Genomic DNA, 15,652 nt, shown 5'->3' with positions numbered 1-15,652 from the left:
GGCTCAGTCCTTTGCCGCAGCGGTGCTGGCGGTGTTTGATGCAGCCGCTGCCACCTTCACCGCCTGGCCGGCACCGACCTTGCTGCCGCCTTCGGTGATCAGCTGCTCGCCCGCCTTCAGGCCGCTGCTGACCACCCATTGATCGCCGCGCGCGGCGCTGGTCTGGATCACCCGCTCGACCACCTTGCCGTCGGCACCGACCAGCTTCACCTGGGCCTCGCCCTTGGTGTTGCGGGTCACTGCGGTCTGCGGCACCAGGATCGCGTTCGGGTCCACTGCCATCGGCAGCACCGCGCGCACATAGGCACCCGGCAGCAGCAGGCCATCCGGATTGGGCACGGTGGCGCGCAGGGTGACGTTGCCGGTGCCGGTATCGACGGCGGTGCCGACCACTTCCAAAGTGCCGGTGTGGGCATAGGTACTGCCGTCTTCCAGCACGATGCGCACCTGCGCCTTGCCGTCCACGGCCTGCAGCGCGCCGCTGTCCAGCTGCCTGCGCAGGGCCAGCAGCTGCGCACTGGTCTGGCTGACATCGACATGGATCGGGTCCAGCTGCTGGATGGTGGCCAGCGCGGTGTCCTGGCCGGCGTTGACCAGCGCGCCTGGCGTGTAGGTGGAGGTGCCGATGCGACCGGCGATGGGGGCCGTCACCCGGGTGTAGTCCAGGTTGATCTTCGCGGTCTGCAGCGCCGCGCGTGCCGCCACTACGGCTGCCTCGTTGGCGCGCAATGTGGCCTGCGCATCGTCGGCATCCTGCCGGCTCACCGCATCGGCATCGACCAGGTTGCGGTAGCGCTCGGCCTTGGGTCGCGAGGACAGCACGGCCGCCTCAGCCTGCGCCAGCGAGCCCTTGGCGCTGTCATAGGCGGCCTGGTAGCTGCGCGGATCGATCTGGTACAGCAGCTGCCCGGCCTCGACCTGTGCGCCCTCGGTGAAGGCGCGTGTGCGGATGATGCCGCCCACCTGCGGGCGTACATCGGACACCATCGCCGCCACGGTGCGCCCGGCCAGCGACTGCTCCACCGCCAGTGACTGGGTGGTGACCGCCGTGGTCACCACTTCAGCGGTGCGCTGCTGCGGTGCCTGCGCGGGCGAGCAGGCGGCCAGGGCCAGGGCGAGCGCAGAGGCCGGCATCAGCTTCCAGGGCAGGTGGAACGGACTACGACGAGCGGACACTGGCATCGGGCGACCCCATGGGCGTTTCTGAGGCCTGCCATGTTCGGTACGAAATTCGCAGCAAATTGGGAGATCGCCTGAACGAGCCCCATTTCCCTTGCATTGGGCCGGGGCGATGCGGCTAAGTAGTGGCCACCGAAGCCGATGCCCCTGCGCCAATGAAACTGGGTACGCCCGCCAAACTGTTCCTGCTGGTATTGACCGCGTGCGGCGTGGTGCTGGCGGTGAACGGCGTGGTTGGCCGCTACCTGTTCGAGCGCGGCTTCCTGGGCTATCTGAACGAGCAGGGCGAATCGCGCATGCGCGAGGTGTTGCCGCAGGTGGAAGCGGCCTATGCACGCGAAGGCAGCTGGGAATTCGTGCGCGGCCACAACGAGGTGTGGTTCCAGCTGATGCGGCCGACCTGGGTACCCGTGGCGGGCAACCTGCGCGCACCGCCAGTGTCGGACCAGACCGGTGCGGTGCTGCGTTTTGCCCTGCTGGATCTGCAGGGACGGTTCCTGGCGGGCAATCCACAGGCCACGTTGCAGGCCATCAAGCTGCCTGTTCCTGGCCGTGATGGTGCTCCCGTCGGCTGGCTGGTGATGATTCCCTTCGAAAAGGCCATTGCTGCCGGTGACGTGCGCTTTGCCCGAGACCAGTCACGCGGGCGCTGGGTGAACGGCATTACGTCGGTGCTGATTGCCGCGCTGCTGGCGTGGCTGCTGTCGCGCACGCTGCTGCGCCAGGTCGGGGGCTTGACCGGCGCGATCCATCGGCTGGCCGCGGGTGATTTCAGTGCGCGTGCTGCGCGTACCGGCGATGATGAACTGGGCCGCCTGGGCCATGACATCAACCGCCTGGCCGATACGCTGGAAGACACCGAGCGCAACCGGCGCAGCTACATGGCCGACATTTCGCATGAACTGCGCACGCCGCTGGCGGTGATGCGCGCGCAGCTGGAAGCCATCCAGGATGGCATCCGGCCAATGACCCCGGAAACCTTGGCCACGCTGCAACGGCAGGTACAGCAGCTGGGCAAGCTGATCGATGACCTGCACGACCTGGCGCTGACGCAGGCCGGTGCGCTGGCGTACCGCTCGACCCCACTGGACCTGGACGCGGTGCTGCAGCTGGCGCTGGATGGCATGCGCGGGCGCTTCGCCGATGCCGGTCTGCAGCTGCGCGCACTGGCTGCCGCGCAGCCGTGCCCGGTGAACGGGGACGAGCGACGCCTGCAGCAGCTGTTCGCCAACCTGCTGGAAAACAGCCTGCGCTACACCGACCCCGGCGGCGAGGTGGTGGTGGCGGTGCAGCGCCAGGGCGACACGGTGCGCGCGATCATCGAAGACAGCGCGCCGGGCGTGGCCGAGGACAAGCGCGCCCGCCTGTTCGAACGCTTCTACCGTGCCGAGGAATCGCGCAACCGCGCCAGCGGCGGCAGCGGGCTGGGCCTGGCGATCTGCCGAAACATCGCCCAGGCGCACGGCGGCACCCTGCATGCCGAAGCCTCCGCGCTGGGCGGCCTGCGCGTGGTGCTGACCCTGCCGGTGCGCGCATGAGCACGGGTGATTGCATCCTGGTGGTGGAGGACGAGCCGGAGCTGGCGCGCCTGGTGCAGGACTACCTGCATGCCAGCGGCTACTGCACCGAATGGGTCGCCGATGGTGCCGAAGTGATGGCCGCCTACGCGCGCGTGCAGCCGGTGCTGGTGCTGCTGGACCTGATGCTGCCCAACCGCGATGGCATTGCCCTGTGCCGGGATCTGCGCGCTGTTGGCGAGGTGCCGATCATCATGGTGACCGCGCGGGTGGAAGAAGTGGACCGCCTGCTGGGTCTGCAGGTGGGTGCTGACGATTACATCTGCAAACCTTTCAGCCCACGCGAGATGGTGGCGCGCGTGGGTGCGGTGCTGCGCCGCGCCGGTGCGCGTGGCAGCGTGGCAGCCGGACCGGCGCCCGGCCTGCAGCTGGACGAACCTGGTGGTCGCGCCTCGCTGCATGGGCAGTGGCTGGACCTGACGCCGGTGGAGTTCCGTCTGCTGCGCACGCTGGCGGCAGCGCCGGGCCGCATCTGGTCGCGCGACCAGTTGATGGACCACCTGTATTCCGATCATCGGGTGGTGGCTGACCGTACCGTCGACAGCCATGTCAGGAACCTGCGGCGCAAGCTGATGGACGGCGGCGGCAGTGACTGGATCAAATCCATCTACAGCGTCGGCTTCCGCTGGGACGCGTAGCGTCAGCGCTGGGTGCGCTCACTGCGCGAGCAGGGTGATGCGCGGATGGCCGGCGAAGATCTCCATCACGATCTCGAAGTAGGTCTGGCCTTCACCGCGCTCCAGCGCATCCAGCTGGCGGCGGATCGCATCGACATTGAAGGTGCCAGGCTGCTGCAGCTTCGACTGCAGCCAGGCACGGGTGGCGTCGGCCCCCAGCGCGATGCGGCTGTGCTCGATATCGCGCCAGACCACGGTGGCGGTGGGGTGCCCGGCCAGAGCGCCATAGCCGCCGTACAGCAGATCGTCCAATGCATCCAGGCTGGCGCCGAGCTGCCAGTCCTCTTCGGCCATGAACACGCGGTTGATCTCCGCATAGAGGCCGTCGATGCCGGTGATGGCGCGTCCTTCGATCTGCAGGTGCAGGCTCATGGACCTACTGTAATGCAGAGCAGCCGCGTCCAACACGGAAGCGTCGCAACACTGAACGCCGCGTGGACGTTCAGGCCCCGTCGACCTGGATTTCACCTGTGGTTGGCGGCACAGGCCAGACACTGGGCCCATACCCGCACTACAGGAGATGGCCATGAATACTTCCCTTCGCATCCTGCTGATGGGCAGCCTGCTTGCAGCGTCGTCGGTGGCCAGCGCACAGAGTTACGGGCCGCGCGATGAAGGCCGCAAGTTCAACGATGGCAGCCGCGTGGTCTGCAAGAACGTGGAAGTGCAGCGCAACTCGCGTGACCCGAACCGCATCGCCGGTACCGCCACCGGTGCCGTGGTCGGTGGCCTGCTGGGCAACCAGGTGGGCGGCGGCAACGGCAAGAAGCTGGCGACCGTGGCCGGTGCCGTGGCGGGCGGTGCGGCCGGCCGGCAGATTCAGGGCAACCACCAGAGCAAAACCGGTGATCGCGTGGTCGAACGCCGCTGCGAGCGCGTCTACCGCTGAGCATCCGCAGTACCTGATACCCGCTCCCTTCCACGATGCGGTGCTTCGAACGCCGGCCCCAGGGCCGGTGTTCGTCGTTGAGGAGGGGCGTATCGCGCGGACCGGCGCGGCCCCTATACTGCGGCGACCTCCATGGATGAACGCCCTGTGAACGAATCGCCTGCCGCCGATCCCGCTGCGCCTGCAAACGACGCCCATGCTGCGGAGGAGGTCAATACACGCTTCGGGCGTCTGCGCGAGCGTACCGATGAACTCGAACTGTTCATCTCCGGCCTGCTGGCATTCGCGCTGCTGGCCGTACCGGGTTACCTGTTCGACGCATGGGCGCGCAGCAGCCTGCATACCGAAGGCATGTATTTCCAGGTGCTGTGGTTCGCCTTCAGCATCAGCGTGGGCATGTGCTACGTGCTGGCGGTGGCTTTGATCGCGCACCTGACGGTGCGGGGATTCTGGATCGGCCTGGTGGGTTTGAAGTCGCACTTCCCCAAGGGCGTCGACTGGGACCACCTGCAGAAGATGGGGCCGGTCGCACGCGCGTTCATGCGTTCCCGTGACGGCGGCCTGGATGGCAGCATCCAGCGTGCCGATCGTTTGGCAACGATGCTGTTTTCCACCACGCTGATGTGCGTGCAGACCCTGGCCGGTACCTTGGTGATGGCGATCATCATCCTGGGTCTGGCGATGCTGGTGGGGGCTGTGTCTGGCGGTTCGGAAACCGCAGCGACGGCATTTGTCTGCGTGGTACTGGCGAGCCTGCTGGTGGTGGGCGCGCTGCCGGCGATGATGGAGAAATCCATTGCACGGCGTGAGGCGCGGGGCAAACCGGCGCACCGCCAGCGGCGCGTGCTGGAGACTGTGCTGGGGGCCCTGCAGCGGGTGCCGCTGATGCGCCTGATCCAGACCATGCAGCTGACGATGCAGAGCAACCTGCGCTCGCGCTACTTCATGCTGGCCTACATGGGGGCGATCATGGTCGCGATGATGCTGGGCGGCCTGCAGGTGGCGGGCTCGGTGAAGTTCTCGCTGTTCAACCGCTACCAGGTCATCACCGAAGAGGCGGTCGACCACGGCATGCTCAGCGCCCACTACGAATCGATGCGCTCGGCACACGACCAGCTGCTGCCGTACCCGATGATTCCTTCCGACACCATCAGTGGTTCGCAGCTGCGGCTGTTCATTCCGCACCGCCCGCAGCGCGACAACACGGTGGCACGCCAGCGCTGCCCGCAGCTGCCGGGGGGCCTCAATGAAGCCGAAGGGGCGGCCGCCGCCACCGCCGCGGTGGACTGCCTGGCCCAGCTCTGGGTTGTGCAGCTGGACGGCAAGCCGGTGGACGTGCGTGCCTTCGTGCCGATGGAGCGCCGCGACGTGGACATGCGTGGTCTGGTGGGCTACCTGCCGATGGCAGGCCTGGCACCGGGCCGCCATGACCTGCATCTGGTCTGGAATGACCCGGGCCCCAAGCGCGGTGCCGACCGTCGCCGCGAGTACTTCATCCCGTTCTGGTACTCAGAGAAATAAGGGGACGGAGGGGATTAATTCAGATCAATCCCCTCCGTCCCCTTTTTTTCGTGCAGGCGCCAGGCGGCGAGGGTGCCGTAGAGCAGCAGCAGTGCGCCGAGGGTGATCAGTTCGTGGCTGACGTCGGCCAGGCGGGCGTCCATCTGGGTCAACCGCACCATCAGGTTGATGCCCGAGGTGGTCGGCAGCAGCTGCGACAGCCACACCAGCGGTTGTGGTGTCATCACCGTGGGCCAGGACAGGTTGGCCAGGAAGAACAGCGGGATGGACGTGGCGATGATGTACTGGAACGCGCGTTCGCGGGTGCGGAAGAAGCTGCCGACGAACAGGCCGAAGGCTACCGTGGCGGCGATGAACAAGGTGCCGCCGAGCAGCTGGCCCAGCGGATTGCCGCCGCGTGGGTAGTCCTGCACCCAGGCGGTGAAACCGGTGTAGTAGAGCAGGCCGAACAGGCCGATCAGGCCGAAACCCAGGGCCATGCCGGTCAGCGTGGGCAGGTCGAAGCGCAGGCGACGGCCCAGTGCCAGGCGGCGCCCGCCGAGCAGTACGCCGATGCCCATCAGCAGGGTCTGGTGCACGATCAGTTCGGCCACGCCGGGCACGATGGCGCTGCCATAGCCTTCCTGCGTGTTGTAAAGCGGCCGCTGCACCAGGGTGACCGGCGGCGCCTGCGGAACGCCCATGAAGGCAGCCTGGGTGACCACCGCCTCGCGCCCGAACGATCCCAGTGCGTCGGCCACGCTGCCCAGCACCCAGCTGGCGCGGCCCAGGTAGGCGCCGTTGCCAAGCAGGACCAGCTTCGCTGGATGGCCGCGCAGGATGTCGCGTTCCAGGTTGGCCGGGATCAGCACGATGCCTTCGGCATCGCCTGCTTCCAGCTGACGGCGCGCGCTGTCGATGCCGGCCGTCTGGCCGACCACGCGGGCCACGCGCGGGGCATCCAGTCTGCGCAGCAGTTCGCGGCTGGTGGCGCTGTGGTCTTCGTCCACCACCAGGATCGGCAGGTTGCCGGCGACCTGGTGCCGGTACGCGGCAGGGTAGAAGAACGAGTACAGGATGACCGCGCCGACCATCACCACGATGGCGTAGCGGTCCAGCAGCACCGCCAGCAATGTCTGCCGCAGGCTGGCCCAGACCGCGCTCATGTGTCGGCCCCGACCGATCGCGCGGCCTGCGTGCTGCGGGCGAACGCCAGCAGGCGCCAGCCGCCCAGGCCACCGGCGATGATGATCATCAGCAGCAGCGTGGCCAGCGGCCACAGCGACACCGCCAGCGGTGCACCGACGAACTGCTGCTGGGTCTGCAGCTTGATGTAGGCGCTGAGCGGCAGCAGCAGGTGCCAGATGCGGGTGAACAGCGGTGCGTCGATGACCGGGAAGGTGGCGCTGGAAAAGGCCAGCGCGGTCCCGATGCTGAGGCCGACGGCCGACAGCGCCGTGCCCATGTCACGGGTGATGCCGACGAAGAACAGGGCGTAGGCCGCAGTGGCCAGGTAGAACAGGGGCTGGCCGAGCAGCAGCAGGAACACGCTGCCGGCGATGCCGTCGCCGCGCAGCCAGGCCAGGTAGGCCACACCCAGCGCGCCGTACAGCGAAAACAGCAGGACATACGGTGCGATCTTGCCGGCGAGTGCTGGCCACGGCGTGCGCCCAAGCCAGCCGGGCAGGGTGCCATCGCGGATCTCGCGGCCCAGGCTGCCGGCCACGGCAAGCGCCAGCACCAGCGAAAGCACCGCCGGGAAGATCAGCGGCAGCAGGAACAGCTCGTAGCTGCGCGCAGGGTTGTAGAGGATGTCCGACTGCACGGCGATCGGCGCGGCGCGCAGCTTGGCCGGGCCGACCTGCAGGGCGATGCGCTCGCGCAGCAGGCGAGCATTCCACGCCGTCACTGCCTCGCCGATGTCGCGTGCGGCGGACTGCCCGGTGGTCATGTAGGTGGCGTTGTAATAGGCGAACACCGTGCCCGGCTGGCCGCGCAGCGCCTGCCGGGTGACGTCGCGCGGCACCAGCACGATGGCGTAGACCTGCAGCCGGCGCAGCTGCGCGCGGGCTTCTTCGATGTGCACCGGCTGGCTGGCCACGCGTACGCCGGGGCTGGCGTCGAGCATGCGCAGCAGCAGGCGGCTGTCGCTGCTGTGGTCCAGGTCGACCACGGCAATGGGCACATCGCGCATCACCGAGGGGCTGAACATCCATGCCATCAACACCAGCATCAGCAGCGGCAGCACGGTGACCAGCAGCAGATCAGCACGGCTGTGGCGCAGCGAGCGCAGTTCGCGCCGCCACGATGCAGCGAAGCCGGTGCTGCCCGTTGTCAGTGCTGCGGCCATGCGAACAGCACGCTCATGCCGGGGCGGAAGCCCTCGATGCGGCGTACCGGGCGCACCCGCACCTCGAAACTGCGGACGTCGTAGCCGGACGACTGGCGGGTGGTGCGCCAGGTGGCGTAGTCGCCGGCGGGGTTGATGAAATACACCTTGAATTCGGCGTCCTGGTCCAGTGCCGGAATGCTGCCGCGCAGCGTGCTGCCGACCTTCAGGCCCTGCATCTGCGATTCGCGCAGGTTCATCGACACCCACATCTGATCGATATCAACCAGGGTGAACACCGGATAGCCTGCCGGCACCAGTTCACCCGGGTCGGCCATGCGCTTGTTGATCTCGCCCGCGACCGGCGCGCGGCCTTCCACTTCGGTACGCGCTGCGTTGACTTCGGCAACCGCCCCCTGCGCCTGCTGCACCTGGCCCTGCGCGGCGCGCTTGTCCTGTTCGCGGGCGCCGGCCAGTGCCATGTCGTACTGCGCGCGTGCCGCACGGGCCAGTTCGCGTGAACTGGTGGCCTGGGCCTGCGCTTCGTCGCGCTTCTGCCGGGTCATCACCCCTTCGTTGAACAGGTTCTGCACGCGGCGGGCCGTCGCTTCGGCCAGGGTGGCACCGGCCTCGGCCCGCTTCCAGTTGGCTTCCGCAGCGCGGATGTCCTCGCTGCGTGCGCCGGCGTCGGCTTTGTCGGCCACCGCCTGTGCGGCCGCAAGCGCGCCCTGGGCCTGCTGTTCCTTGGCCGCCACTTCGGGGCTGTCGAGCAGGAACAGGATCTGCCCGGCCTGCACGCGGTCGCCTTCGCGCACCTTCAGTTCGGCCACACGCGCGGTGATCTTGGCGGCGACGTTGAGGGTATCGGCGTCGGCCATGCCCTGGATCTGGTCGGCCGGTTGCCGCCAGGCCAGCCACAGGCCCAGCACCACCACGGCCAGCAGCACCACCACCAGGAGGATGCCCACGCGGCGCTTGCCGGGGGGCGTGGTCGATTCGTCGTGCAGCACATCACTCATGGTCGATCACCTCGTCCGCACGGCGTCGATAGTCTTCGAAACGGTCCATCTGTCCACTCACTTCCAGCAGTTGTGCCAGGGCGATGTCGTACTGGTAGGCCGCCTGCGCGCGTTCGACGCGGGCGCCGCCCAGGCCCAGCCGCGCGTCGATGACATCCAGCGAGGTGGCCTGGCCTTCGCGGAAGGCCAGTTCCTGCAGGCGCAGGTTTTCCTGTGCCTGGGCGATGCTGCTGTCCAGCAGGACGAACTGCTGGCGCGCGCTTTCCAGTTCGTTCCATGCCTTGCGCACGCCCAGGGCCACCTGGTTCTCGGCTTCGCGCAGGCCGGCTTCGGCCTGTTCCTGCTGCGCGCGTGCTGCACTGATCTGTGCCGGGCGCGAGCTGGGCGAGAGGAAGGTGTACTTCAGGCCGATGCCGAAGGCCCAGTCCGGGTCGGTCAGCATTTCATCGCGGCGGCGGAAGTCGTACTGGCCGAACGCGAAGATCTGCGGCTTCAACTTGGCCTGCTGCACGCGCACGCCCTGTTCGGCCTGGGCAACCATCGCCTGCAGACGGCGGATCTGCGGCTGCCGTGCCTGCGCGGTGCGCTCGAAGCTGGCGACCGGTTCCAGTGGCGCGCGCTGCACGAACAAGGGCGACAGCGGCTGCACGTCACCACCGCTGCGCAGCAGGGTGGCCAGCGCAGCCTTCAGCGTGGCCAGGTCGTTGAGGGTCTTCTGGTACTCACGCTCTGCCTTGTCGCGGGCCACAGTGGCCTGCAGGCGCTGGGCGCGGGTGGCGAAGCCCTCGCGTTCCAGTTTTTCCGCATCGGACAGGTGGCGGTTGAGCCCGTCGCGTACGTCGCGGCGCACGTCCACCGCCTGTTCCGCCAGGCGCTGGCCGAAATAGGCCTGGGCCAGCTGCACGGTGAGCGACTGCCGCTGCGCCTCGCGTTCGGCGCTGGCCTGTTCACTCGCGGCGCTGGCCGCGCGCTGTGCGGCAGGAATCACGCCACCGGTGTACAGCGGCAGCACGGCGGTCACCACCGGGCGGGTGCGCCAGTCGCGCTCGGTGAAGGTCAGTGGTGAGTCGATGCCGTAGGCCTCGGCGACCGGCGCCAGCGAGCCCAAGGGCAGGGTGAGGGTCTTCTGGAACTGCAGCCGTCGGACTTCGCCGGTGATCTCGGGAAGCCGCAGCAGGCGCGTGGCCTCCTGCAGGTCCTGCTTGTTGCGCACACCGGCATCGGCCGCCGCCAGCGCATCGGACACCTGTTCCAGCCGCTGCCGTGCCTGTTCCCAGTGCAGTGCAGGCACCGCAGCGGGGTCGGCAATGGGCTGGGCGAAACCGGTGGCCGTCAGCAGCAGGGCGGAGGCCAGCAGTGGCCCGCGTGCGCGGTGGCGGCGCGGGGAAAGACGTTGCAGGTGCACGTCGGGTCCGTCATCCGTAAAGAGTCCGGCAAAAACTAGTTGATGCGCCGTGAAGCCGTTGTAGTTCGCGGCCGCAGCGCGCTTGCCTCAGCGCAGGATGTCCGCTGCGGCGCTGCGCAGTGCCTGGGTGATGTGCTGCAGGGTGCTGGAACGTACCGCCGCGTGCTGCCAATACAGCGGCACATCCAGCCAGCGGCGCGGTTCCAGCACCACGATCTGTTCTGCAGCCAGTGCAGGCGCGATCAGGGTTTCCGGCGCCAGGCACCAGCCCAGCCCGCGTGCGGCCGCTTCCACGAAGCCGGTGGAGGAGGGCAGGTAGTGCACCGGTGGCTGCAGGCGCGCGCGCGTCAGGCGACGCATGAAACGCGCCTGCAGTTCGTCCTTGCGGTTGAACACGATCATCGGCGCCACGGCCAGCGCATCGGCCTGCATGCCCTGGCCGAACCAGCGGCGGGCGAAGGCCGGGGAGGCGATGGCGTGGTAGCGCATGGCCCCCAGCGGGTGCACGTTGCAGCCCTTCAACGGCCGGCCTTCGGCGCTGATCGCGCCGAGCACGCTGCCATCGCGCAGCAGTTCGAGGGTGTGGTCCTGGTCGTCCATGCGCAGATCGAACAGGTAGCCATGGCGCTGGTGCAGATCGGCGATGGCGGCAACGAACCAGGTATCCAGCGAATCGTCGTTCACTGCCAGCGGGATCGGTGTGCGGGTGGCATCGTTGCCGCGTTCGGGCAGCAGTTCGGCCAGCGCCTCGGCCTGCAGCGCCTGCATCGGCCGCACGCTGCGCAGCAGCACTTCACCGGCGGCGGTGGGCCGGCAGGGCGCCTGGCGGACCAGCAGCACCTGGCCCAGGCGGTCTTCCAGCGCCTTGATCCGCTGCGACAGGGCCGACGGACTGATCGCCAGGCGGCGCGCGGCGGCTTCGAAACTGCCTTCCTCCAGCACCGCGGCGAAGGCGGCCAGTTGCGGGTGTACCAGGTCCATGCCGGGTCCCTTCAGTTTTTCTGCACAGGATAAAGGAAAACCAGCTGGCCTTAACTGCCCGCAGGCGCCACCCTGCGCGTCCTTCCCCGATGACTGGCACTTCCCCATGTGGATCACTGCGGCTGTGGCCGGCCTGCTGGCCGGCGCCGGCCTGATCATCGCCATCGGCGCGCAGAACGCCTTCGTGTTGCGCCAAGGGCTGCAGCGCCGCTACGTGGGCACGGTGGTGCTGGCCTGCATGGGCGCGGACATCGCGCTGATCCTGGCCGGGGCCGGTGGCATGGGCGCGCTGGTGTTGCGTTGGCCGCTGCTGCTGCAGGTGCTGCGCTTGGGCGGTGCGGCGTTTCTCGGCTGGTACGGATTGCAGGCCGGACTGCGGGCATGGCGCGGTGGCAGCGCACTGGCGGCCGCCAGCAGCGAGGGCGGTAACCGGCGCCAGGTGCTGCTGGCCTGCCTGGCCTTCACCCTGCTCAACCCGCACGTCTACCTGGACACGGTGGTGCTGCTGGGCAGCCTGTCCACGCGCTATCCCGGTGATCTGCGCTGGGCGTTCGCCGGCGGCGCCTGCGTGGCCAGCGTGCTGTGGTTCTGCGCGCTGGGCCATGGTGCGCGGCTGCTGCAGCCGCTGTTCCGCAACCCGACCGCCTGGCGCGTGCTGGATGCGGGCATCGCGCTGTTCATGGCCAGCCTGGCGCTGCTGTTGCTGCTGCGTCCGCTCTAGGCCGTTTCAATCGCGCACAGCGGTGTTTCACCCGGGCGCAGGGTCAGCACGCGCACGCCCTGCGCGGTCACCGCCACGGTGTGTTCGAACTGCGCGGAAAGCTTGCCGTCGCGCGTGTACACCGGCCATGCGTCGGGCAGCTGGCGGATGGCCGGCTTGCCCTGGTTGAGCATCGGTTCGATGGTGAAGACCATGCCTTCCTGCAGTTCCATGCCGGTGCCGGCGTGGCCGTAGTGCAGGATCTGCGGGTCTTCGTGCATCTCCTGGCCGATGCCGTGGCCGCAGTATTCCTTCACCACGCTGTAGCCGTGGCTGCGCGCATGGCGGGCGATGGCGTGGCCGATGTCGCCCAGGCGTGCGCCGGGGCGGACCTCGGCGATGCCTTTCCACATGGCCTGGTAGGCCACCTTCACCAGCTTGCGCGCGGCATAGTCGACCTCGCCCACCAGGTAGGTGGTGCTGGAATCGGCGATGTAGCCGTTCTTTTCCAGGGTGATGTCGAGGTTGACGATCTGCCCGCTGCGCAGCACGTCCTCGTGGCTGGGCACGCCGTGGCAGATGACACTGTCGATGGAGGTATTGAGCACGTACGGAAAGCCGTACTGGCCCTTGCTGGCCGGCCGCGCATGCAGCTCATCGACGATCATCCGCTCGACGAAGTCGTTGATGTCCATCGTGCTGCGACCTTCCAGCGGCAGCGCGTCCAGTGCGGCAAACACCTGCGCGAGCAGGCGCCCGGATTCGGCCATCAGCGCGATCTCATCGGGGCGCTTGATGATCGCCATCGGCTCAGGCCTGTCCAGGTGCCAGCAGCGGCGGTTGCACGCCGGCCGCGCGCAGTTCGCTGGCGACGATGTCCTGGAAGCTCAGGGTCGGGTTCATCTCGCACAGCATGCCCACGCGGATCCAGAAGTTGGCCTGGGCGTTGATCGAGCGGCTGGAGACGGTGCAGGCACGACGCAGCTGGTCGTGCAGGGTGTCATCGATGTTGACGATGCCCATGGTTGGCAGGCCCTCACAAGGAATATACGAAGCATATATGATTCGTATATTCCTGCTCAAGTGGGCCGGTGCCTACAGGTAGCGGCTCCAGCGCACGCTGGCCGAGGCCGCGGTACCGGGCGTGGTGACGGGGGCCTCGCAGATGCCGGGCTGGTACTGCTGGTCACTGTTGCTGGGCACAGTGACCGTGGCCCCGCCCGAACCGATGGCCGTGTTGCTGCCGGCGGCATTGCTGCCCACGGTCAGCGTGCCGTTGATGAGCGTACGCGCGGCGTTGTTGCCCAAGCCACGCCCCAGCAGCACATTGCCGTTGATGGTCCAGCTGCCGAAGGTCGCCTGGCCTTCGGTGACCAGGGCCATGTTCGCCGTCGGGATTCCGCGATGGCTGACGCCGTCGGTGTCCTTCCACTCGGTGAACTGCGGGGTGGCACCGGTCATGTCGCACAGCTGGGTGGGCCGCAGCGCGCCGCTGCAGACCTGTGCCGGCGTGGCGAAGTTCGGTGCGGTCAGTACCCAGTCACTGCCGGAGGTGGTCAGGTTGACCGCGCCCTTGGCGATGACAGTGTTGATCAGACCCTTGACCCCGTCATTGCTGGTCATGCCCTGGCCATCAACGGTGAAATCGTTGTCGAACCAGGCGACGCCGCGCGGGAACGCGCGCAGCCCCTTCAACGACCAGGCACTGCTGGCGGTCTTGTCGCGGAAGCAATGGGCGCTGGCCTGCGGGTAGACGTTCCAGTTGCAGGCCAGGAACTCCTGGTCCAGGCCGGGCAACCGCCGCAGGTCATCGGTCAGCAGGTTGTACTGGCCTGCAAGTGAGCGTCCGTCGGCGGTGGTCACGTTCTGGATCGTCAGCCGTGGCGCATCGTCCTTCCATTCGAAAATGTAGTTGGCCGCACCCCGGTAGTTGCTGACGTCGATGGCGTTGACCCGGGTGTCACAGAAGGGAATGCCGGGCAGCCCCGGCGAGGTGCCGGTCTGCTGTTCGCGCAGGTTCTTCGGCAGGACCGAGGGGTCGGCCACCGCTTTGGCGCCGTTGGCATCGCGCAGGATGCCGGCAATGTCGCCACTGCCGATGGTCGGGTAGCCATACCAGTAGTTGCCCTGTTTCGCGATCAGGTCACGGCCGCCAACGATGCGATCAAAACGCCCCTGGGTGATTTCCAGATCGCCATTGGCCTGTACGGTGCCGAACACCCCGTCGTAGCCGCTGATCTGGACCAGATGGCCCCACGTGGTGGTGATGGTGGGCGAGGCCACCTTCACCGTGCCGCCGGCGATGCCAACAGCGCGGAAGGTCAGGCGGTCGGGCAGGGGCGTGCTGCTGCTGCCGGACTGGCGCTCGGCCGCTGCTGCACCGGTGACCGTACCGTTGCTGCTGTCGATCTGCACACGCGGCAGGTCCAGCAGGAACACATCGCCGGTGGACAGGGTGATCGCCACCGGCATGGTGGTGGCAGGCACCACCGTACCTACGCTCCAGGGCAGGCCGCCGCTGACCGTGGAGGGCACCAGCCGCCCGCCGACATCGGCGGTACCGATGCGGGTGTCGCCGTTGTAGACCTCGGTGCTGTAGGCACCGGCCTGTACTGCGGTCAGGCGTCCGCCACTGGTGCCCTGGGTAATGGTGATGTTGCGAGCCCACAGCGTGGCGTCGCTGGGCGTCTGCATCGCATCCATCAGCAACGTGCCACCGGCGAACAGGTGCCCACCACTGACCACGCCACCGCCGTTGAGGCTGATGTTGCCGGTGGCGCACCCTGAAATCATCGTGGAACTGGAGCCGTTCTGGGTGATGTTGCCGTTCACCGCGATCTGCTCGAAGCCGTCGGCATTGCGCACGTCCAGCGCGGCGCCGCCGATTTCCAGGTTGCCGTTGAACACCAGCGGCGCCACCGGAATGACTGCGCACTGGCCGCCGCCGCTGCTGCTGCCTGCACCGGCGCCGATGTCATAGACCACTTCCACCGTGGCGCTGGTCGTGGTTGCGCCGGTGCCGGCCAATGCGGTGATGCTGACCGTGGCCTGGAAGCTGCTGCCGGTACCGCTGAAGGCGGTGATACGGGCGTTGCCATCCGGAATTCCCAGCTCGCCCAGCCCCTGCACGGTGGCCGGCAGGACCAGTCCGCTGCCGGAGGCCCATTGGCTGAGGGTGGTGCTGTCGACCGCTTCCAGATAGCGACGGACCACTTCCACTCCGCGCCAGGCCGCCGCCTGTGCGGCGGTCACCGAATGCGTTGTGACCTGGCGCTGCACGTTGCCACGCAGGGCATAGATGGAGCCAGCGACGGTGACCGATACTGCCAGGCCAACGGCCAGCACGATGTACACCGTGGCCATGCCACGCTGCCGGGACGGAAACGAAGCGTGGGG

At 68.0% G+C, this 15,652-nt stretch carries 15 protein-coding genes; 5 read left to right on the top strand and 10 right to left on the bottom strand.

The genetic code is table 11. The features are described from left to right. Positions 1-3 precede the first annotated feature (3 nt). The gene (locus tag VER16_RS13400; RefSeq protein ID WP_324808923.1) at positions 4-1,182 is read right to left on the bottom strand and encodes an efflux RND transporter periplasmic adaptor subunit; all 1,179 of its coding nucleotides are present in this window, start codon (positions 1,180-1,182) and stop codon (positions 4-6) included. Positions 1,183-1,334: 152 nt separating this feature from the next. Between VER16_RS13400 and baeS the strand changes: the two genes are divergently transcribed. Together baeS and VER16_RS13390 are read left to right on the top strand one after the other, a co-directional pair. After that, positions 1,335-2,717 (top strand): sensor histidine kinase efflux regulator BaeS, encoded by a 1,383-nt coding sequence (baeS, locus tag VER16_RS13395; RefSeq protein ID WP_324808920.1) that lies wholly within the window; start codon positions 1,335-1,337, stop codon positions 2,715-2,717. Further along, positions 2,714-3,394: a response regulator gene (locus tag VER16_RS13390; protein ID WP_324808918.1), complete on the top strand. Its 681-nt coding sequence runs from the start codon at positions 2,714-2,716 to the stop codon at positions 3,392-3,394. Before baeS ends, VER16_RS13390 begins: the two co-directional genes overlap by 4 nt. Positions 3,395-3,412: 18 nt before the next feature. Here VER16_RS13390 and VER16_RS13385 read toward each other — a convergent pair whose 3' ends face one another. Beyond that, positions 3,413-3,805, bottom strand: coding sequence for a barstar family protein (locus VER16_RS13385; RefSeq protein WP_324808916.1), 393 nt, complete (start codon positions 3,803-3,805; stop codon positions 3,413-3,415). A 148-nt stretch (positions 3,806-3,953) separates the two neighbouring features. On the opposite strand from VER16_RS13385, the gene VER16_RS13380 reads away from it, so the two are divergent. Continuing rightward, positions 3,954-4,322 (top strand): glycine zipper 2TM domain-containing protein, encoded by a 369-nt coding sequence (locus VER16_RS13380; protein ID WP_324808915.1) that lies wholly within the window; start codon positions 3,954-3,956, stop codon positions 4,320-4,322. A 132-nt stretch (positions 4,323-4,454) separates the two neighbouring features. After that, the gene (locus VER16_RS13375; RefSeq protein WP_324808913.1) at positions 4,455-5,843 is read left to right on the top strand and encodes a hypothetical protein; all 1,389 of its coding nucleotides are present in this window, start codon (positions 4,455-4,457) and stop codon (positions 5,841-5,843) included. A 14-nt stretch (positions 5,844-5,857) separates the two neighbouring features. Here the strand turns inward: VER16_RS13375 and VER16_RS13370 are convergent, their stop codons facing one another. From VER16_RS13370 to VER16_RS13350, 5 genes are all read right to left on the bottom strand, one after another. Continuing rightward, positions 5,858-6,988 (bottom strand): ABC transporter permease, encoded by a 1,131-nt coding sequence (locus tag VER16_RS13370; RefSeq protein ID WP_324808911.1) that lies wholly within the window; start codon positions 6,986-6,988, stop codon positions 5,858-5,860. After that, complete coding sequence (locus VER16_RS13365) at positions 6,985-8,172, bottom strand: ABC transporter permease (RefSeq protein WP_324808909.1); 1,188 nt, start codon at positions 8,170-8,172, stop codon at positions 6,985-6,987. The genes VER16_RS13370 and VER16_RS13365 overlap by 4 nt, the downstream gene beginning before the upstream one ends. Further along, positions 8,157-9,170: an HlyD family secretion protein gene (locus VER16_RS13360; protein ID WP_324808907.1), complete on the bottom strand. Its 1,014-nt coding sequence runs from the start codon at positions 9,168-9,170 to the stop codon at positions 8,157-8,159. The genes VER16_RS13365 and VER16_RS13360 overlap by 16 nt, the downstream gene beginning before the upstream one ends. Then, positions 9,163-10,575, bottom strand: a complete 1,413-nt coding sequence (locus VER16_RS13355) for a TolC family protein (protein WP_414716051.1) — start codon at positions 10,573-10,575, stop codon at positions 9,163-9,165. The genes VER16_RS13360 and VER16_RS13355 overlap by 8 nt, the downstream gene beginning before the upstream one ends. 87 nt (positions 10,576-10,662) lie before the next feature. Further along, positions 10,663-11,556, bottom strand: a complete 894-nt coding sequence (locus tag VER16_RS13350; RefSeq protein WP_324808905.1) for a LysR family transcriptional regulator ArgP — start codon at positions 11,554-11,556, stop codon at positions 10,663-10,665. Between the two features lie 106 nt (positions 11,557-11,662). On the opposite strand from VER16_RS13350, the gene VER16_RS13345 reads away from it, so the two are divergent. Then, on the top strand, positions 11,663-12,277 hold the full coding sequence (locus tag VER16_RS13345) for a LysE/ArgO family amino acid transporter (protein ID WP_324808904.1): 615 nt from the start codon (positions 11,663-11,665) through the stop codon (positions 12,275-12,277). On the opposite strand, the gene map is transcribed toward VER16_RS13345, so the two are convergent. The 3 genes from map to VER16_RS13330 form a co-directional block, all read right to left on the bottom strand. Continuing rightward, the gene (gene map, locus VER16_RS13340) at positions 12,274-13,056 is read right to left on the bottom strand and encodes a type I methionyl aminopeptidase (protein WP_324809574.1); all 783 of its coding nucleotides are present in this window, start codon (positions 13,054-13,056) and stop codon (positions 12,274-12,276) included. The two genes, VER16_RS13345 and map, sit on opposite strands and share 4 nt — an antisense overlap. Positions 13,057-13,066: 10 nt before the next feature. Next, entirely contained in the window at positions 13,067-13,279 is a 213-nt protein-coding gene (locus VER16_RS13335) for a ParD-like family protein (protein WP_019659200.1), read from the bottom strand. Between the two features lie 72 nt (positions 13,280-13,351). Next, complete coding sequence (locus tag VER16_RS13330; protein WP_324808901.1) at positions 13,352-15,619, bottom strand: hypothetical protein; 2,268 nt, start codon at positions 15,617-15,619, stop codon at positions 13,352-13,354. Positions 15,620-15,652 lie beyond the last annotated feature (33 nt).

This window comes from Stenotrophomonas sp., assembly GCF_035634915.1.
Lineage (GTDB): Bacteria > Pseudomonadota > Gammaproteobacteria > Xanthomonadales > Xanthomonadaceae > Stenotrophomonas.
This window is presented reverse-complemented; position numbering and strand designations above follow the sequence as displayed.